A 20,423-nucleotide genomic window follows, 5' to 3' on the forward strand; every position below is an offset into this window, starting at 1 on the left:
AATATGGGAAAACAATTTTTTGATGCTATCATACGTTCAGTACATGGTTTTTTTGAAAATAAGGGGAGACTACTTTATGAATTTTTACGGGCTCGACATCGCACCTTGGATCGAACCACTGGCCCAATTCGTGTTCTGGTATCCGTTCTTCATGGCGCTGTTTTGGATCTCGGGCGCTCTCTTATTCAGCTTGACGCGGGAGAAAGAGGAAGAACTCGATTTGAACGAGCGGGAATGGCCGCTCATCAGTATCTTGATTCCTTGTTATAACGAAGAAGAGACGATTGCCGAGACGATCGAATACTTGGACCGTCTCACCTATCCGAATTTTGAGATTATCGCCGTCAACGATGGCAGCCGTGACAAGACCGGCGACATTCTCGTCGGACTCGCCGACGAGTACGAACGCTTGCGTGTCATCGATTGTCATGAAAACCGAGGCAAGGCGAACGCGCTACATATGGCCGCCCATGCCGCCCGTTCGGAGTACTTACTTTGCGTCGACTCGGACGCGTTCCTGAGCGAGGAGGCCCCGTATTACCTCGTCCGTCACTTCTTGACTCGCGGCGAGCGCGTCGGAGCCGTCACCGGCAACCCGCGTATCCGTAACCGAGACACGCTTCTCAGCCGGATGCAGCTCGTCGAATATTCGTCGATTATCGGCTCCATCAAACGGACGCAGCGCGTCATGGGTAAAATCATGACCGTCTCCGGCGTCATCGTCATGTTCCGCAAGAAAGCGTTACTGTCGGTCGGTCTCTGGGACCGCGACATGATCACCGAGGACATCGCTGTCTCGTGGAAACTCCAGAAGAACTTCTGGGACATCCGTTATGAGCCGCGCGCCCTCTGCTGGATGCTCGTCCCCGAGTCGATCTCTGGCATTTGGAAACAGCGCGTGCGCTGGTCGCAAGGCGGACAGGAAGTCGTCTTACGTCACTTCGACATCTTCAAAGACTGGCGCCAGCGCCGGATTTGGCCCGTCTATATCGAACAGGTCGTCAGCGTCCTATGGGCGTATGCCTGGCTCATCGTCACGGTGTATCTGTTCGCGACGGCCGACACGTGGCAGGACATGTTGATTTGGTTCACATACAACTCGTTCGCGCTCGTCCTCGTCAGCCACGTCCAGCTCATCATCTCGCTCTGGAACGACGCCCGTTACGATAAAGTGTTCAAATATTACGTCTGGGCCGCTTGGTATCCGGTCATCTACTGGATGCTCAACACGTTCGTCGTCATCGCGGCGACGCCGAAAGCGATTAGAGCCCGTGTGAAAGGAGGCTACGCGACATGGAGTTCACCAGACCGGGGGGCACGGAGAAGCAGCCTGTAAGTGAATTATATGATTACGAGCAAGAGATTCTCGTCAAGACGAAACAGAACGTGTTCCGCAAAGGGATCGAGCTGTTGCTCACGGTCGTGTTCTGGCTATACACGTTCATCGTCACATGGTTCTTTTTGAGCGCCGTCGTCGACGTGAACGACCGCTATATCGCCATCCTCAAGACCGCCTTGAACGTGACGAACGCTGACATCCGCGAGCTGCTCTTCTTCGGGATTGTCTCGTCGTTCATCGCCGCCCTGTCGCTCTTCCTTTGGCGGACGTACAACAAGCGCAAGTACGGCCCGCTCAACCGCCGGCAGATGCCGACGGACACGACGCTCGACGATTGGCTCAAACTCGACTTGATGGAGCCGGAAGATATCGAGCGGCTTCAGCGTGACAAGGTCATCGTGTTCACAGAAAATCCAGTGAAAGAGTTGAAATGATGCGCTACATGAAATGGCTGGTCGTTCTATTGATTATTGGCGGCATCGCTTGGAAAGTATACGACGTGTCCTCGACGACACATGAGGACGTGCCCGATGCGGCGCTCCTCCCGACCGAGAACGTCTGTCTCGGACTCAACTATCACCGCGTCAAACAGCCGAACACGTGGAACAAGCTCGTCGAGAACGTGACCGGCTCGTCCGAACTTGTCCGCTACAACGTCTACGCCGACGAGTTCGAGCAGCAGATGACGTGGCTTCAAGAGGAAGGCGTCCACTTCGCGACGCAGGACGACTTGCTCGGCTATCGCGCCGGTGAGCCGATTCCGGACAAATGTGTGTGGATCTCGTTCGATGACGTCGATCATACCGTCTATGAGAACGCGTTCCCGATCTTGAAAGACAAGCAAATCCCGTTCACGCTGTTCATCATCACCGGTCACGTCGGCGAGGCGTTCCAAAACTTGGACCTCGCCCCGTGGACCGAGTTGGAGGACATGCAGGCGAGCGGACTCGCCGACTTCGGGACGCATACGCATGACATGCACTACGTGAAAGACGGAGGTGCCGTGTTCTTACCGGAGGACATGCAAGACGAGCTCCGACAAGATTTAGAGACGAGTGTCGCCGCCATCGAGAAGCACCTTGGCACACGCGTCATGACGATTGCCTATCCGTTCGGCAACACGAACGACGCCGTCACGGCGACGGTGCAGGAGCTCGGGTTCGAGCAGGCGTTCATCTTGAGCCCGAACCCGATCACCCCCGACAACGCCCCGTTCTTCACGAACCGTTATCTGCTCGACGCTGAACTGTTCGAGTTGTTCGTGAAACCGTATTTCGAGCAATACTGACTTGACCCCTCGTCCGATTGACGAGGGGTCATTTTCATTCCTCCGGCAACTCGACCTGGTCCCCGGCTTCAATCGTCCCGTCCATGACCTGCGCCATCTCATCTAGACTGAACGCGTCGGCGAGTCGGATGCCGTCGACGTACACGGTCGGCACGTAGGCGACGCCGAAGTCACGCGTGAACAGGCGTGAGTTTTGAATGCCGACGTCGACGTGATTTTCGAGCAGTTCGTCCGCGTCGAGGTCGAACTCGGAGGCGAGTTCTCGGGCGTATGCTTCCGTCCCGAAACCGTCCGACCCGGAGTCGAGTCCGATGGCGCGCTGCACTTCGTAATAGCGGTCCGGAATCAGGCGTTCGACGTTATAGTCCACGTTCGCGAGCAGTTGCGACTGTTCGTTCAACAGGACGAGTGGCTGTCCTTTGAACGTCGCCTCGCCCGTGTCGAGCCAGCGCTCTTCAATCTCCGGCAGCACTTCCTCCATCCACTTCTTGCACCACGGGCAGCTGTAGTCGAAGACGAACACGATTTCGTGCTCTCCTTCCCCGAGCGCGACCTTGTCTTCGAGCGGGAGCTCGTACGTCGTATATGTATGGAACTTCGCCGAGTCGACGGCCTCGCTTGGACTGCAGGCCGTGAGGATGACGATGAGTCCGACGAATAAGAACAGAAATCGTTTCATGTATAACCTCCTATTTGTTCAAACATTCACATGTTTAGTTATACCATGTTTTGGGAGTGGACTCGAGTGACGTTCTATTGAACAAGTTCCTGAATAATAAGTCACACCTCTTGTCCATCAATAAAAATGCACCGTTCTAAATAATGAGCCAGGGTATAATATTATACAGGATTTGTAAGTGGTAAAGTGGAATAAAGAGGAAAATACCAGAGAGGAGTCTACGCATGTCCATTACATATTTTATCACCGGTGTCTGTCTGCTCAGCACGCTCAGCCTCGTCTTCATCTGGCTCGCCGAACGTCCGGTCAATCGCACCAAACTTAAAGTCTTCGCCACGCTCCTCTATCTCGTCTTGATTGGTACGAGCGTCTACTTCCATCAATCGGAGCGGGCATTGAATGAGACGGCAAGTGATTTGAAGGCGATTGAGGCATCCCACGAAGAAGAATTATCGAGATTGGCAGAGGATTATGAAAAACAATTGGCTTGGCAACAAATCAAGATTGAGCGCGAGGTGCGTGAAGACCTTGAAGCACGGTATGCGTATAAAGAGGACTCCTTGAACGCGACGTTGATTGAGAAGACGATTGATTTAGAAGAGACGATCAAAAGCCAGCGCAGCGAGATTTATGCACTCGAGGATAAGTTGCGTGCCGCCGAATCCGAAAACGAAGTACTGCGCAACGATTTAGAAGTCTTGCAGAGTAACACCAATCCATATGGAGAAGAACCGCCGGAAGAGTCCTTTATTGAGTTTTACAGTTCGTGCGAAGAGATGAATATATATTATCCGGACGGGGTCGACATCGCGCACGACGCCTACTCGTTCGTCTTAGATGAGGACGCGGATGGCGTTGCGTGCGGCCCGTCCGAACAGTAAAAAGAGCGGACCGCATGGCCCGCTCGCTTCATTTAACGACGCGTGTCGTCTTCTTCATTTCTTGATACCCGCTCTGTGTCATCTTCACGGTAACGACGACGCCTGGTTTCTGGCGTGACACCGTCAGCTTATAGTTGCCTTTCGAATCGACTTTCGCGGTCTTGCCGATGAGCTTCGTCCCGACGTATGCCTGGACGGTCGCTCCTTTGTTTCCTTTTCCGGTCATCGTCGTCGCCGTCGACTTCACCGAGTTGACGGTGAACGTCGAAAAGGTATTAAGTACTTTTAGCGATACTGAGCTTGATACATTTCCAGCTGCATCCTTTGCTTGAACGGCAACTGTTGAGCCTGGCAGTGATGTTTGAAGTTTGTATTCATACACTCCTAATTCATTTGCTTTTGTAACGTATAACTTCCCTGCATAATTAATTTGTACTGATGAATTCGCCTCTGCCTTACCACTAACTACCGTTGATTTATTAGTCAATGTGTTAAGCGTTGGCTTTGAAGGTGCCTTTTTATCAATGACAAATGATATTGTCGTTTGATTCCCCACACTATCTTCAACTTCCAAACGATATGAACCTGATTCAGTTATTTGTGCGGGTTTTGAAAGCATATTTCCATTCAACTTAGCAATCCCTTCATTCCAGTCTAGCGTTACCGATTTATTTGTTACTGTGTTATTTTTTACACCCGTAACAATCGGAGCACTAAAATCAATTGCAAAACGAACAGCTGTTTTATTCCCTGCATCGTCTTCTACAATCAATTCATGGTTGCCTTCGATTTCAATAAAGGCTCCTGACTTAAAAGCAATCCCATTTAGTGTGGCTTTAACTTCAGTAAAGAAGGGTTGCACTTTATGGCTATAGGCTTTTGAAGCTAAATTATGAACGACAGGAGCTGTCTGGTCGATTTTAAATGCGACAACGCTGCTACGCCCAGACGTATCTGTAACCTCTAACACGTAGCTCCCATCCTTGTTAATTTGTTGACCCGACAAGAATACTTTTCCATTCAGGCGCGCTGTTCCTTTATTAAATGTAGGTGCGACGGCTCTATTGTATATACCTTCATTAACGACTCCAATAATATCAACAGGCGTCATATCTAATTTAAAATTGACTGTACTCGTGTTCCCTGCAGCATCCGTAACCTTCAATTCATACTGCCCTTCTTCCGATACTTCTGTCCCAGATTTAAAAGGTTTTCCATTGAGAGTAGCATTTCCCTCGTTAAATTTAGGAACAATTTTAGAAAAGTATGTTTTGTTCTCTACATCCTGAATTTTTGGTGATGTGGTATCGATGGTGAACACAACTTTTGATTCATTTCCTGCACCATCTTTAACAATCAGTTCATAAAATCCTTCAGCAGAAATTGTAAGACCTTGTTTGAACGGTAATCCATTTAAGAATGCATCCCCTTCAGAAAAAACAGGTGTAACAGAATGTCGGTATGATTGATTAGACACACCTTCGATCACTGGAGCTTCTGTATCGATATTAAAATCAATTTGAGTTTGGTTTCCTGCTTTATCTGTGACGACTAGTGTATAAGAACTATCTTTCTTAATTTCTGTACCCGATACAAATGCATGGCCGTTTAAAGTCGCAGTTCCCTCAGAAAAAGTTGGTCGAACGTACTCAGAATATGATTTTGAAGTCACCCCAGAGATTGATGGAGGAGTTCGATCAATATTGAATTTCGTTGTGCTGACATTCCCTGCTCCATCAGTCACAATTAATTCATAAGTTCCTTCTTTCGACACTGTAGCACCTGAAACATATGGCTTTCCGTTTAAAGTAGCAGTTCCCTCATTAAAACTTGGCTCGACATCGTCTTTGTATACCGACTTATCTAAACCTTTGATTATCGGTTTAGTCCGATCAATCACAAAACTCTTGCTAGATTGATTACCGTGCCCATCAATTACTTTGATTAGATATGAACCGTCAACTGAAATCAGAGTCCCTGAGTTAAACGCCTGTCCATTCAACGTTGCAGCTCCATCGAACAGCGGTATCACAACTTGATTTGTCAACTCTTTGTCGATTCCTTGAATTACAGGTGGCGTCTGATCTAAACTGAATGTTACTTTCGAAATATTCCCAGCATCATCCATGAGTGTCAATTCATATTGACCGTCTTCAGTAATTTCTGTACCTGATGAAAACCGTTGACCATTTAAAGTAGCGGTTCCTTCGGTAAAGAACGGAATAACTGGTCGATTGTATTGTTTCTGACTTACATTGTAAATTATTGGCGATTTAGTATCGACTACAAAATAAACAACTGCTTCATTATCGTTACCATCATTAATCGACAAGTAATATGATCCGTCTTTTTCTATAGGAGTTCCTGAAAGATAACGCTGACCATTTAAAATGGCCACCCCTTCATTGAAATTCGGTGTAACGATATGGTTATAGATTTTGTTATTCTCTACTCCAAGGATTTCTACTGGAGAATAGTCAATCCAAAACTGAACACTTGTTTTATTTCCTACAGCGTCTGTTACTTCTAAAGTATAATGACCCTCTGCTGAAATCGTAGTACCTGAAGTAAATGATTTACCGTTAAGTTGAGCTACTCCTTCGCTGAACTCCGGCTTCACGCTCTTTTTATAGTGACCTGAAGTAACTCCAGTAATCTCAGGAGAGGTTAAATCTAATACGAAATTGACCGTTTTTTCGTTTCCTGCTAAGTCAATGACTTTGAGTGAATACGTCCCATCTTTATCAATACGTGTACCAGAGATAAACAATTGTTCATTTAAATAAGCTCTCTCTTCATCAAATTCAGGTAAAACAGAACTACCATAAACTTTATCCTCCACTCCTTTAATTTCAGGAACGGTCGTATCGATTTCAAAGTTCTCTATCGCCTTATTACCTGCCTCATCCTTTACAACCAGTGTATATTTCCCTTCTTTTCGGATAGAAGTACCGCTTACAAATGAAATCCCATTCAATAACCCTTCTCCATAAAAAATAGGAGTAACCGATTTGTTGGAAAATGGTTTTTCAACCCCCTCAATAAGCGGCGGCACTAAATCGATTGCAAATTGCAGTTTCGTCTCATTACCAGCCTCATCTTTCACAATGAGAATATAGTCTCCGTGACTTTGAATCTCTGAACCCGAATAATAAGGTCGTCCATTCAATACACCGGTACCTTCAGTGAAATACAATTTGATTGGCATAGAGTATTTCTTTAAATTTTCTGCTCCAAATACGATGGGTGGGTTGCGATCGATTTTAAATCTGTAAGATGTAATGTTACCAGCGTCGTCTGAAACCTCAAAATCGTAGTCTCCATCTTTTTCAATTATTGTTCCCGATTCATAAGCAAAACCATTTAATCGGCCTACACCTTCCATGAATTGAATTTTCACTTCTTCGTTATATGTTTTTTGATTTTCAACCCCATTTACATACACTGGTGTTGAATCAATTTCAAATGAAACCTCAGTTTGATTCTCAGCTTTATCCTTTAAAATAAGCGTATAATGACCATCTTCTACTATAGGCGTTCCTGAAAGATACTGATTCCCATTTAAAGTAGCAGTTCCTTCGTTAAAGAGTGGAGTAACCGATTCTTTATATACTCTGTTCGATTCAACTCCAATAATATGCGGTGAGATTTTATCAATAGTGAAATAGTAGTGTTTAGAATCTCCAGTTTCATTGCTTACTTCGAAATGATATGTTCCATCTTTATCAATTTTCGTACCTGACGGATATAGCATTCCGTTTAATTTTGCGATGACACCTTCAAATTCTATTTGTAAGTCCTGATTGTATACACCTCCATCTTTCATTCCTTTTACATCAGGTTCAAATGATTTTATTGAAAATTCTCGAGTCGATTTATTGTTTGCTTTATCGGTGATTACTAAATAATAATTTCCAGGTGCAGTTACCTTTTGTCCAAAGCTTACCTTGTCTCCATTAAGGACGGCTTCGCCTTCATTAAACACTAGAGTAACTGACTGATACGATTGATTATTTTCAATTCCCGTAATGATAGGAGAAGAACGATCAATGACAAAGTTTCGTTCCGTTTCATTCCCCGCGTCATCGATAACCTTTAACGTATGTTCTCCTTCTACAGTCACCTCATATCCCAACTGGATACGGGTTCCGTTTAAATACGCTGCTCCTTCATTAAACCAAATCGATTTGGCTTGGTAATGCTTAAAATTAACTAGATCTTCTATAACCGGAGAAGTTCTATCAATTGTAAAACGCTTCCTTGTAGCATTCCCTGCTTTATCAACGACTTGAATGGTATATTCACCTTCATCAATCACTTCATAAGGACTGTTAATAGCTTTTCCATTCAACGTAGCGGTTCCTTCTGTAAAACTAATCTTCGCTGACTTGTATGCGTTATCGTGCTCGACTCCTTCGACCAAAGGCGCTTCATAATCAATTTCAAATACTTTTTTAGAAGTATTTCCAAATCGATCAGTTACAATTAACTCGTACTTTCCAAATTCAGTGACGCTAAATGGATTAGATTTAATAACGCCATTCAAACTGGCAGTTCCTTCGTTGAAATTGATATAGACAGGTTCATTATAAATGTCCTTTTCAACACCTGTGATAATAGGTGCAGTTACATCAAGTACGGGAACAATTAAATTCTCACTACGCTTTCCAAACTTATTCTCTGTATGAAGTGTTAATTCTGTTCCACCAGTTTGTGGAGAAATTGAGAGAGTGAATCTTCCCATTCCATCCGACATTCCACTTGCAAGAGTTTGACTCCCTGTCTTTACAACCACTTGGTTATAAGGATCAGCTTTCCCGGACAGCTGTTTGGTGTCATCATAGACATCATGTTTAATAACGGGTTTTGCAACTTCAACATTTAATTCAGGAAGAACGACATAATTGATTTTAAAATTATCTGTCCATACTAATTTGTTTTCAAATATTGTAGGCGTTACGGGTGTTCCGTATGTAAAAGTTTGCAGATGTTGAAAAATGACTTCACCGGTAAGTAGATTTTTCACATAAATGTTTCCGTCTGTACTATACCAAGAAATATATTGCTCAGAAACTGCTGGATTATATTCTAAACCTATGTCATTCGTGATTTGACTTTCTTTATCTTCTGAGAAGTCATACATATAAATATCATAGTTAGCATCTCGATAATCATACCAAACAACTTTATCTCCAGTGATAACTGGCTCATATTGAGGATGTCTATTTGTCGTAATTGGAATCTCTTCAAACGTTTTCAAATTGTATGAAAAGATATCATAATCTCCGTTTCGAATATCGGCCCACACGACAATATCTCCGGAAACAGATGGTCCTTGAATACTCCAAGTGGTGCTAAGACTAAAACAGTTCTCGTTTTCATTCCACATGTCATAGGAACAAATATATTGAGTACCTCCCACGTATTCAACCCATACAATATACTGTTCAGTTATATCGACACCCCATCGATCTACGTTGCGTTCATTCGGGAGAACCGTCTCTGTTCCTGTCGCAATGTTATACAGATGAATATTTGATCTACCTTCTCTCGCATCTATCCATACCACGTTATTCTCATAAATTGCAGGATTAGCTTGCATGTGGGGATTATTCGTTAATCGTCTTTCTTCCCCAGTCACCATGTTGTATAAATAAATTTCTTCATTCGAAGTAGTTATTCCATGTCTAGAATCTACTGATACAATATAGTCTCCGTAAACATCATATGATTTTCCGCCACTATGAGATTTTGAGCTTTCAATGGTATTAATATCAAGTGACGACTGTGCGTTAACCGCTAAAATCGGTAAAACGTTTATAGATGAAACTACTAAGCAGACAATAATGAATTGGTGCAAAAAATTTAATAAACTTTTTTTCATAAAATTCCACATTCCCTTATCCTGTTATTTTTTATATTTTTTTGTTTTCCAGTGATAAAGATACCATGGTCTTCCACCGGTTTTTGTTTGTTTTATTAATTCTGGTAAATAAAAAACTACCAAAAGTTAGTGTTCTTCTTCATAGAGTAAATCGGACTTCTAATCTACGAAGATTGGACTATCTTTTAGTAGTTATATTCGATAGATTAATCACTCATTCCCCATAAACGCCTCCATGGTCGCCGCCGTATCCGACGAGATCCCGTCCTTCTTCACGACCTTCCCGACCGTCTGCAGAATGATCTTCCAGTCATTGAAGAATGTGACGTTGTCGACGTATGTCACATCGAGGGCGAAACGGTCGGGCCACGATAGCCGGTTGCGTCCATTCACTTGCGCGAGTCCCGTCAATCCAGGACGGACATCATGCCGTCGGCGCTGCTCGTCGTTATAGCGTGGCAAGTACTCGACGAGCAACGGGCGCGGTCCGACGATGGCGATGTCGCCTTTGACGATATTCAGTAAGCTCGGCAGTTCATCGAGACTGAGCGATCGTAGCGTCTGCCCGAACGGGGTCAAACGCACCTCGTCCGGTAACAGTTCGCCGTGCTCATCCCGCTCATCGGTCATCGTCCGAAACTTCATCATCTCGAAAATGATGCCGTCCTTGCCGGGCCGTTTCTGTTTGAACAGTACCGGTCCCCCGAGCTTCCACTTGATGAGCCCCGCGACCGTCACGAGGACGGGACTCAATACGACGAGCGCGGCCGACGCGAGCACCACGTCTTGTGGTCGTTTGACGTACGTCTCATACACTCCCATCACACTTCCCCCTTCCCGAATCGCTTGCTTGGAATCATCGACCGGACCAAGCCTTTCTCGAACGCATCAACCGTGAACACCCACATGAAGATCGCGTAGGCGAGCAGGAGTCCCATTCCTTTGAAGACGAAGCCGAGCAACGTGTCAGCCGGAAACCAATACTGGACGATGAAACCGAGTCCGAGGACGAACAACAGCCCTGGGGCGAGCTTCAGATGACACTCCCGAAAAAACCGGAACACGTCGAGCTTCAACACTCTCGCGTAAATGATGTTCATGAACAGCGTGTTGCCGCTCAAGTAGCCGATCATGACCGACAGCGCCGCCCCCGTCGCTCCGTACGGACCACTTAGGAACGTCGAGACGATCAAGGCGATCACCGCCGACAACACCATTCCGTACGCCCGGTATCGAACTTGGTTGGTCGCGACGAGATGGATGTTGGCAATCTCTTGCGGTAGCGTAATGATCCCCATCGCGATCAACAAGGCCGCGACGACATATGATTCTTTGAAGTCGTCCCCGACCCAGAAGTGGATGAACTCCGCGCCCATCGCGATGAACACCATCGTGATGAGCCCGATGACGTACAGTTGGATGCGACCGACCCGAATCATCAAGTTCTCGATATCTTTCAAACCGCCCGAGTGGTTGAGCCGGGTCACTTTTGGCAAGAACAGCGAGTTGACAGCCGTGGCGATCAACAGGACGTATCCTTCAATGACCATCCCGATCGAGAAGATAGCGACGGCGACACCACTCGCGAAGATGACGAGCACGGTCGGCATGATGTGCATCAAGAAATTTTGCGTCGCCGACACGGTCGTCTGCCATGAGGCGAAGACGAAAATCTCACGATACATCCCTTTTCCCGACGCGGTGAAGTCGATTTCCGTGTCCGTTCCTTTCCAGACGTACAGCAACTTACACAAGTTGATCAGCAAAATCATCGCCGCGTTGACGACGACGAGGGCATAAACCCCATAACCCATAACGAGCGCCCCGATCGTGAAGCTGACGATTAGGATTTTCTCGAGGAAGAGCAACGTGTTCAGCTGGATGAAACGCTCGTTGACGATAAAGACAGCGTCGATCGGTTTGGCGAGCAGCGTGATCAAGATGTAGAAACCGACAATCGGATACATGACTTTCAACTTCTCCATGTCACTCGCGCTCAAATTGCCGTAAATGACGTCGAGCAGGAAGTAGAGGACAACGAGGACGACCGTCAATAAGAGCGTCAAGAAGAAGAACAGTTTATAGGCGATGCCGAGAAAGCGAATCTCTCCAGCACGGTCACCGTGCGTCCGATAGTTGCTGAGGAAACGGGCGACGACGACCTCGAGCCCGAGGTTGAACGCGAAGATGGCGATAATCGAGAACGACAGGACGTATAACCCATAGTCCCCTTGCCCGATTTTGCTGATCATCCACGGCGTGTAGAGGAGCCCCGAGATGATATTGAACCCGATCGATCCGTACGAGACCAAGGCGCCGTATTTGATTTGATTCGAACTCGCCTGTTCCGGTTCGATGGCATATTTGGTCGCCATGGTAGAGCCTCCTCATTGATACGTATAGTAGTAGGCGTCCTTGCCTTGACGCGATTCGCGGCGGTTCAAGACGATGCCGAGAATCTTCGCCCTCGTCATGAGCAGCTGGTCGCGTGCTTTGACGACCTCATCCCGGTCGGCCGATTCACAGCTGAGGACGAGAATCGCCCCGTCGACTTCCTGGGCAATAATCCGGCTGTCTGCCACCTGCATGATTGGCGGTGCGTCGAGCAGGATGATATCAAAGTCGTCCTTCACATGATCGAGCATCTCCCGGAACGCCGGGGCCGCCAGTAACTCCGACGGGTTCGGCGGGACGACGCCCGCGACCATGACGTATAAGTTGTCGAGCTGGGTCGGCTGGATAGCCGCCTCGGCCGTCGAGCGTTTGGCGAGCACGTTCGAGAGCCCGATCCGTGAGTCGATATGGAAGATCTGATGGATCGTCGGGCGTCGCATGTCACAGTCGACGAGCAGGACGCGCTTGCCGAGTTGCGAGTAGACGACGGCCAAGTTGCTCGCGGTCGTCGACTTGCCTTCCCCCATCGACGTCGAGGTGATGAGGAGCGTCTGCAACTTCGAGCCGAGCGATGTGAACTCGAGATTCGTCCGGAGCGTCCGGTATTGCTCCGAGATCGGTGACTTCGGTTCGTAAATCGTGATCAAGTTTTTCGTCATCCGGTTATGATAGTTTTCGTTGCGTTTTCGGAACATACGGTTCACCCTCCTTTACGACTTTTGGTTCCTGCGGCTTCCGTTTCTCAGGTTTCGCGATTTGACGATCAAACAACGGGATCGACGCGATGACCGGGATACCGAGGATGGCTTCGGCCTCGGCCTCGGAGCGAATCTGTTTATTGAACAAATAACGCATGAGGACGATACCGCTGCTCAAGATGAAGCCGACCAGGACACCGAGCGCCGTGTTGCGAGGAATGTTCGGTTCGACCGGTTCGGCCGGGATGAACGCCGGCGACAAGATTTGCGTATTATCGATATTCATTAATTTTGGTACCTCGTTCGAGAAGACGCGTCCGAGCTCATTGGCGATCGATGACGCGAGGGCTGCCGAATCGGCCGTCGCCCGGATGGTGATGACTTGCGAGTTCTCCTCGCTCTCGATGACGATTTGGTCCTCGAGTTTCTCCGGGGCGCTGGCGATATTCTCGCGCACCTCGTTCAAGATGATCGGACTCTTCATGATGATCCGATACGTGTTGACGAGTCCTTGGGACGATTGAATCTGCGTACTGTCGAGCGTCTCCGTCCCGGTCTGTTTTGGTACGACGAGAATTTGGGTCGACGCCTCGTACGTCGGTGGGATGACGTAGCGGCTGAGCGAGTAGGCGATGCCCCCGACTAGGACCATGGTGAAGAGGATGACCCACTTCTTCGTTTTCAGGATGAACCAAATATCGCGAATCGATGCGTTGATGTCTTTCACGGCAACCTAACCTCCTTCATTGGTGCGACTCAAAGTTGTATGCGTTGTTGGATAATGACCATTTCCCCGTCCCGCTTCCCGTCAAATGCAAACAGGAAGGAGATGCCTATCATTTTTTTGAAAGATTTATCTACGTCGTGACGACGGGCGGGACGGTCTGTTTCACATGCTCGGCCCGATGCCGGCTATAGGCGACGACAAAGACGAGCAAGATCAACAGATAGGCGATGGCACGGAGCCGCAAGGCGGTCCCGATATTATCGTTCGTGATGGCGATCAAGCCGTTCCAGACGAACGCCTGCATCAAGATGAACTGTTGCACTTTCGTGACGTAGGCGCGACGTGACCAGAGGAACAACAGGATGAGCGTCATCGGCAACGCCTCGATGAAGAAGACGAGCAAGATGGTGAGGCCACGGACGTCCCACGGCAGCGGGCCGACGAGGTTGCCGAGATAACTGTGCACGTAATTGAACAGGAAGCCGAAGTAGTTCGATGCGTCGAGCCGGATGCCCATCTGACTGCCACCGGCGAGGAAGCCGATGCCGTCGGAGCGATACTGCAACGCTGAGCGGAGCGTCTTGTCGACGATCGGGACTTGGACATCCATGAAGAACGTATAGATGACGCCGAAGATGACGAGCGCGAGCGTCAGGATGACGAACGGTCCGGCGACTTTGCGCACCGCTTGCAGCGTCAGCCATAGGACGGTCGCCATGATGAACGACAGGAGCGCATACGTCCGGAACTCGCCGAGCAACCAGACGGTCGGAATCAAGAGCAGGAAGTACGTCCAGTTCTTCTCGAACAACCAGCGGATGGCGAGATACGTCGCGGCGATATAGAGCATGTAAATCCAGACGTCACGGTAAATCGATGTCGTGATGTTGATGAACAGGCTGATATAGGCGATGAAGCAAAACAGCGCGTACAGATAGGCGTAGTGGCGGATGCGTTCCTCTTTCTCCCCGAGCTCCGTCGTCGCGAGCTGGATGGAGACAAGTTTCAAGGCGAAATGGATGAGGAGCGCCATCCCGACGAAGTTGAACAATCGGATGGCAAACACGCTCTCGGTGCCGATCAACTGCATCAGCTTGCCGATGACCCATGGATAGATCGACGTCCGGATCCACGACAAGTCGTAAAATACGTTCATCGCCTGTTCCCAGTAGAAGACGCCGTCATCCCCTTCCCCGAACAAATGGTACGACACGCCGTTCCCGGTCGCGTAAATCGCGAGCGCGTAAAAGACGGTCGTCGCGAGCAGATAATAGAACAGCACCAGATATTTGACGACGCCGACCTCGGTATCGAGTTTCATGCGTCTACCTCCTCTCTTCAGGCAATCGGTCGATCAAAACTCTCGTAGATGCGTCGCATCTCCGTCTTCGAGCGGTCGACGTCGAACGCCTTGACCGACTCACTGTTATGGAGCCCCATCTGGTGGGACAAATCGAAATCGAGTTGCATCGTGCGGATGGCCCGCGCGAATCCGGCCACGTCTTCCGGCGAACATTTGTAGCCGGTCACCCCGTCAATCGAATAGTCGTTGATGCCATGCACGTTCGACGTGATGAGCGGTAGCCCGGCGGCCATCGCCTCGAGCGCGGCCATGCCGAGCCCTTCCCGTTTCGATGGGAAGACGAAGCAGTCCGACGCCTTCATCACTTCGATGACGTCGTCCCGGAAACCGAGCAAGGTCACTTGCCGCTCGAGCCCGAGCTCCCGGATGAGCCGTTCGAGGTGGTCGTTGTTGTCACCCGTCCCGGCGATCAAATAACGGAGCGTCGGTTCATGCAACGAGGCGATGGCACGGATAATCGTCTCGTGGTTCTTGTTCTCGTTCAACTCGCCGACCGACAATAAGACGAAGTCGGTATCGCTGTCGATGCCGAGGCCACGACGTTTCAATGGCCGGTCGATCGTGACCGCCTCGATCCGTTTCGTGTCGACGCCGATGCCGGGGATGCGGAACGTGTGCGACGTCTTGAACGTCTGCGCCCGTGTGAAGTCCTCTTCGTTGATGGTGACGATCGTGTCGGTCAGCCGTGCGAGCGTCCGCTCGACCGGATAGTACAGCATCCAGTTGAGCGACGGGCTGCCTTTAAAGAAATGGAAGCCATGCGCCGTATACATGCACGGTGTGTGCGTCTGGCGCGCGACGAGCCGGCCGACGACCCCGCCGATCGGCGAGTGGCAGTGGATGAAGTGATAGCGGTTCGCCGTCATGACGGCCTTCAACTGTTGATAGGCGCGGACGTGGCCATTCATCTTCTTGATGTCGCGTTCGAAATCGATTTGGTACAACGCGACCCCGTTCGCCTCTAGGTCTTGCTTGATGCGGGCGATTTTCTCAGGCGAATACATGCTGCCCCATTCGAAGTTCGTGGCGACGTCGACTTGATACCCCATCTCTTGGAGCATGCGGATATTGTCGCGGTTGAAGCTCTCGATCATCGAGACGACCGAGGCGACCATGAGCACTCGTTTCATCATTTCTCCTCCTCACACACGTTTCCGAAGATAATCGACCCCATGCAACATCAAGACGAGCGGGACGGTCCGTTCATGTTTACAGAGCTGGAAGAACGTCCGCCATTTCACGTCGAAATGCTGTAGCTCCATCTGCGAATAGGCTTGCTTGTATTCGTCTTGCCGGAGTACTTGCTTCAATGACTCGGCTTGGGCGAAGAGCGATTTCGGTGCCGCCAGCTCGTTCAAGCCGATGCCGATCATGCTGAGGGCGATGCGATTGTAGAGGGCGCGCATGTATTCCTCGCCGAGATGGTGCTTCTCGATGTAGCGCATCAAGATATGGAAGAACTGCATCCGTGACGACACGAGGTCTCGCTTATACGCGCTCGACATCGAACCGGCGTCCGTCTTCCGGTAATGGTAGACCGGGTAATCGATATAGACGAAACGATGGCAATTCTCGAGCGCCTCGATTTGGAAATACAGGTCGTTGAACGTGCCGTATGGACCGGCCCCGAACGTCAGATGTTTGACGAGGTCGCGGTGATAGAGGGTGAAACAGTTCGAGTTGAGTGCGTCGACGTTTTCCGGGTGGGCCAACTCTTCGCCGACCAGTCCGAACAGGCGGCGATGGACGTGGCGTTTCGTCTCGGCCGCGTCGAACGACAAAAAATCCGCGTCAAAGATCTTCTTCGGTAACGACCGGCCCTTGTACTCCCGGACGTACGTGCCCATGACCGCGTCGGCACGCTCCCGTTCGGCGTGTTCGACGAGGATGCGGATCGCGTCAAGGTCGAGCCAGTCATCGCTATCGATGAACATGATGTACTCCCCCGTCGCCATGCCGAGTCCTCGGGTGCGGCTGAAGGCACAGCCCCGATTCGTCTGGTCGAGCACTTGGACACGCGGGTCATGGATATATTCCATCAGGATGTGGAGGCTGTCGTCGGTGCTGCCGTCGTTGATGCAGATGATCTCGACGTGCGGGTACGTCTGTTGTGTCAAACTATCGAGGCACTGACGGACGTAGGCGCTCGCATTGTAGACCGGGACGACGAGGCTGACGAGCGGGGTAAGGCTTGGCATGTAGGTCACTCCTTCTAGGTTGTCGTTTCATGATGTGAGTGATTGCTGTGAGTCTATCCTCGTTGTTCCCGTAAGCCCTTCCCGGTAACTCACAAACGGAATGAGTCGTGGATAATCTTTTCGTGAATTATAAAAAACGAAAAAAGCCGACCGTTTGGTCAGCTTCGCATGTCACTGAAGTTGTTCGTGCCGTAAATTGCGGACGATGTTCTCGAACAGCCGCTCGTTCACCCGATCCGATACGTATGAATTGTGCGGGGTGAGCGTCACCCATTCGAAGTTATAGAGCGCATGGTCCGACGGGAGCGGCTCGGTCTCGAAGACGTCCAAGGCGACGCCGAAGAACTTGCCTTCCTCGAGTGCCGCGATGAGCGCCGTCTCGTCGATGATGGCGCCACGTGCGACGTTCAATAAGACAGCGTCTTCTTTCATGGACGCAATCGCCTCCGCATCGATGACATGATACGTCTCGTCGGTGAGCGGCAAGGCGATGACGATGACGTCACTCTCCGCCAAGACGTCGTGCAACTCATCCATCAACACGTAACGGTCGACGAACGGGACCTGCTTCTCACGATGTCCGACGCCGATGATGGTCATATCGAACGCCCGGAGCCGCTTCGCGATCGCCTCTCCGACGTGACCAAGGCCAAGCAAGGCAACGGTCTTCCCAGTCAGTTCGCGCAACCGCCGTTCCTTCTCCCAATGCCGATTCGCCTGCTTCTCCCGAAACGCCGCCCCGTGCTTCATGAAGTCGAGCAATTGCCAGACGACCCATTCGGCCATCGGTACGGCATACGTATCGCCAGCATTATAGATGCGGACGTCTCGTTTCTCGAGTTCTTCGAGCGGCAGACGATCGAGTCCAGCACTGATGGCCTGGACGAACCGTAGCCGTTTGAAATCCTCACATTGGCGATATTGAAACAAGTTGTTACAAATCAGTCCCTCGACCTGTGAGACATCGATGTCCGTCACGTCCGCTTCTTCCCGGAGCGTCGTCACCGTATAGCCGAGTCGTTCGAGTGTGGCGCGTTGTTCAGGAGTCAACCGCACTCCTGTCGACAGCAAATTCATGACAAAATCCCTTTCCGGTTCTGGATTTCCGTCGCGATGGCATCGACGGTCGAGACGAGGCTCAACCGGTTCAATTCCAACCACTCCGGTGTCGCGTGTTCGAGCTGTTGCTCGTACACCCTAATTTTCCATACCCCTTCTTGGAACATTTGTGCCTGTTTGGCGTCAAATTTTCCGGTCACCCCGATATTACAGAAGCTGCGCGACAAGATGGCGAGCGACGAGCCGAGTCGGACATGCTCCCCGAGCACTTTCTCGGCCGGGAGCCTCCCTTCCCCGATACGGGCGATGCCGCCGAACCCATACGGGATGCCCGCTATCTGGAGTTGACGTGTCACCGCCTCGACCGTCCCGTCGGCGAGCGGTTCGAACAGAAAGCTCTGCCCGTAACTGAGATGCAGGTCGTTCAATCCGATATGGACGTAGTCGATGCCCGTTAGTTTGAGCACGTCCGGCATACAAGCGACAGCTTCTTTCGTCTCGCACAACAGACAGACGCCCGCCCGCTTGTCGACGAGCTCGATGAACGCCGCGACTTCGTCGACCGACTTATAGTACGGCAACATGACGACATCGGCCCCGCGATGGATGACTTCATTGATCTCATAGCGCGAGCCTTGGAAAATCGGATTGACGCGGACGAGCAGCTCCGCATGCTTCAAGACCGCGCGCAACCGGCTCACGTCGCGGACTGCATGGCGCGAGATGACCGTATCGAGATGACCTTGCCGTTCCACTTTCCCGTTCAACTCTAAGTCGACGAACACCCAATCGACTCCGTTCTGTTCAGCGAGCAGCGCGATCTCCGGCTGGTTCGTGATATACATCAGTTTCAAAGGCATGGCGAGCACTCCTTCCGTCAGTAGAATACCTTAGGAAAATAGCCCGTCCGAAAAACAACAAAACGGAAATGCGGATAATGCTTTTGGATTGTAAATGGAAGGTTTACAGATTTTTGAACAAATACCTATATAGGAAGTCACACGTTCCGTCTTCGAATATGCTTTGATATCAAATCATGCTCGCAACTTCTTTTTTGTTTTGTTTCAAATATAGGGAATCGGAAATAACTAACGTACAGAACAATATTTTCGACAGTTTTCGGCAAAAAAGGGGTGACCAATCATGGAATGGATTGTGATTTTTGGTGCAGGCGGTCACGCACAAGTCATCATCGATATTCTTGAGTTGATGGGACTCTACCGGATCGCAGGAATTTATGACGACAACCCAGCCTTAATCGGTAAATTCGTCGCCGGGTACCCCGTGCTCGGTCTCGTCCATTCCAACGTCGTCGCCAAAAAAGGCATCATCGGTATCGGTGACAACGTCCAGCGCGAGTCACTCGAGCGCGCCATCCGCGGACGGACACCAGACTTTGAATTCGTCAACGCCATTCATCCGAGCGCCGTCATCGGCAAGAACGTCATCCTTGGTGAAGGCACGGCCGTCATGGCAGGGAGTGTCATCAATCCGAACGCCGTCATCGGCCCGCACAGTATCGTCAACACGATGGCGTCGGTCGATCACGACTGTATCCTCGAACCGTTCGCTTCAATCGCCCCGGGCGCGCATCTCGGCGGCAACGTCCGTGTCGGTGCCCGCACGTTCGTCGGTATGAGCGCGACGGTCATCCACAACGTCCATATCGGGTACGACACGGTCATCGGTGCCGGCGCCACGGTCGTGAAAGACATCCCGAACCACGTGGTCGCTTATGGATCACCGGCCAAACCAATCCGAGGGCGGGTCATGAACGAACGATACTTGTGAACACAAAAACGAGGTCTCCCCGCGCTGGGTGACTGGGCTAACCTAAATTTTTGAGACAATATAAAAACACCTTCGCAGTGGTACACTTTAAAAAAGTGCTAGCATCGGAGGTGTTTTTGCGT

General features: G+C 49.9%; 16 protein-coding genes. 5 read left to right on the forward strand and 11 right to left on the reverse strand.

What is annotated here, in order from left to right:
* The first annotated feature begins 76 nt into the window (after positions 1-76).
* Genes pgaC through KNP68_RS08120 form a run of 3 tightly spaced genes read left to right on the forward strand, consistent with a single transcriptional unit; the run spans position 77 to position 2,627 of the window.
* A complete protein-coding gene (gene pgaC, locus KNP68_RS08110) occupies positions 77-1,336 on the forward strand; it encodes a poly-beta-1,6-N-acetyl-D-glucosamine synthase (protein ID WP_029594855.1) in 1,260 nt (419 codons plus the stop codon).
* Positions 1,294-1,773: a PgaD family protein gene (locus KNP68_RS08115; RefSeq protein ID WP_029594854.1), complete on the forward strand. Its 480-nt coding sequence runs from the start codon at positions 1,294-1,296 to the stop codon at positions 1,771-1,773. Before pgaC ends, KNP68_RS08115 begins: the two co-directional genes overlap by 43 nt.
* Positions 1,773-2,627 carry a polysaccharide deacetylase family protein gene (locus KNP68_RS08120; protein ID WP_214799312.1) on the forward strand — a complete coding sequence of 285 codons (855 nt, stop codon included), beginning with the start codon at positions 1,773-1,775 and terminating at the stop codon, positions 2,625-2,627. The genes KNP68_RS08115 and KNP68_RS08120 overlap by 1 nt, the downstream gene beginning before the upstream one ends.
* Positions 2,628-2,661: 34 nt before the next feature.
* Here KNP68_RS08120 and KNP68_RS08125 read toward each other — a convergent pair whose 3' ends face one another.
* A complete protein-coding gene (locus KNP68_RS08125) occupies positions 2,662-3,306 on the reverse strand; it encodes a thioredoxin domain-containing protein (RefSeq protein WP_214760118.1) in 645 nt (214 codons plus the stop codon).
* A 224-nt stretch (positions 3,307-3,530) separates the two neighbouring features.
* Here KNP68_RS08125 and KNP68_RS08130 point away from each other — a divergent pair, with 224 nt between their 5' ends.
* A complete protein-coding gene (locus KNP68_RS08130) occupies positions 3,531-4,187 on the forward strand; it encodes an excalibur calcium-binding domain-containing protein (protein ID WP_214799314.1) in 657 nt (218 codons plus the stop codon).
* Between the two features lie 28 nt (positions 4,188-4,215).
* Here the strand turns inward: KNP68_RS08130 and KNP68_RS08135 are convergent, their stop codons facing one another.
* The 10 genes from KNP68_RS08135 to KNP68_RS08180 form a co-directional block, all read right to left on the reverse strand.
* Positions 4,216-10,071 (reverse strand): Ig-like domain-containing protein, encoded by a 5,856-nt coding sequence (locus KNP68_RS08135; protein WP_214799317.1) that lies wholly within the window; start codon positions 10,069-10,071, stop codon positions 4,216-4,218.
* Positions 10,072-10,281: 210 nt separating this feature from the next.
* Complete coding sequence (locus KNP68_RS08140; protein WP_214799319.1) at positions 10,282-10,893, reverse strand: sugar transferase; 612 nt, start codon at positions 10,891-10,893, stop codon at positions 10,282-10,284.
* Positions 10,893-12,446, reverse strand: coding sequence for a lipopolysaccharide biosynthesis protein (locus tag KNP68_RS08145; protein WP_214799322.1), 1,554 nt, complete (start codon positions 12,444-12,446; stop codon positions 10,893-10,895). Before KNP68_RS08145 ends, KNP68_RS08140 begins: the two co-directional genes overlap by 1 nt.
* Before the next feature lie 12 nt (positions 12,447-12,458).
* The gene (locus KNP68_RS08150) at positions 12,459-13,160 is read right to left on the reverse strand and encodes a CpsD/CapB family tyrosine-protein kinase (protein ID WP_214799324.1); all 702 of its coding nucleotides are present in this window, start codon (positions 13,158-13,160) and stop codon (positions 12,459-12,461) included.
* Positions 13,129-13,890, reverse strand: coding sequence for a YveK family protein (locus tag KNP68_RS08155; RefSeq protein ID WP_051627686.1), 762 nt, complete (start codon positions 13,888-13,890; stop codon positions 13,129-13,131). The genes KNP68_RS08150 and KNP68_RS08155 overlap by 32 nt, the downstream gene beginning before the upstream one ends.
* A gap of 130 nt (positions 13,891-14,020) precedes the next feature.
* A complete protein-coding gene (locus KNP68_RS08160; protein WP_214799326.1) occupies positions 14,021-15,211 on the reverse strand; it encodes a hypothetical protein in 1,191 nt (396 codons plus the stop codon).
* Between the two features lie 17 nt (positions 15,212-15,228).
* Complete coding sequence (locus KNP68_RS08165; protein WP_214799328.1) at positions 15,229-16,383, reverse strand: glycosyltransferase family 4 protein; 1,155 nt, start codon at positions 16,381-16,383, stop codon at positions 15,229-15,231.
* Positions 16,384-16,395: 12 nt separating this feature from the next.
* Positions 16,396-17,451, reverse strand: coding sequence for a glycosyltransferase family 2 protein (locus KNP68_RS08170; protein ID WP_214799330.1), 1,056 nt, complete (start codon positions 17,449-17,451; stop codon positions 16,396-16,398).
* Positions 17,452-17,622: 171 nt separating this feature from the next.
* Positions 17,623-18,528 carry an NAD(P)-dependent oxidoreductase gene (locus KNP68_RS08175; RefSeq protein WP_214799332.1) on the reverse strand — a complete coding sequence of 302 codons (906 nt, stop codon included), beginning with the start codon at positions 18,526-18,528 and terminating at the stop codon, positions 17,623-17,625.
* The gene (locus KNP68_RS08180; protein ID WP_214799334.1) at positions 18,525-19,370 is read right to left on the reverse strand and encodes an aldolase/citrate lyase family protein; all 846 of its coding nucleotides are present in this window, start codon (positions 19,368-19,370) and stop codon (positions 18,525-18,527) included. Before KNP68_RS08180 ends, KNP68_RS08175 begins: the two co-directional genes overlap by 4 nt.
* A 283-nt stretch (positions 19,371-19,653) precedes the next feature.
* Between KNP68_RS08180 and KNP68_RS08185 the strand changes: the two genes are divergently transcribed.
* The gene (locus tag KNP68_RS08185; protein ID WP_214799336.1) at positions 19,654-20,301 is read left to right on the forward strand and encodes an acetyltransferase; all 648 of its coding nucleotides are present in this window, start codon (positions 19,654-19,656) and stop codon (positions 20,299-20,301) included.
* Positions 20,302-20,423: the final 122 nt, after the last annotated feature.

This window comes from Exiguobacterium sp. s50, from assembly GCF_018618175.1.
Classification (GTDB): Bacteria; Bacillota; Bacilli; order Exiguobacteriales; family Exiguobacteriaceae; genus Exiguobacterium; species Exiguobacterium chiriqhucha.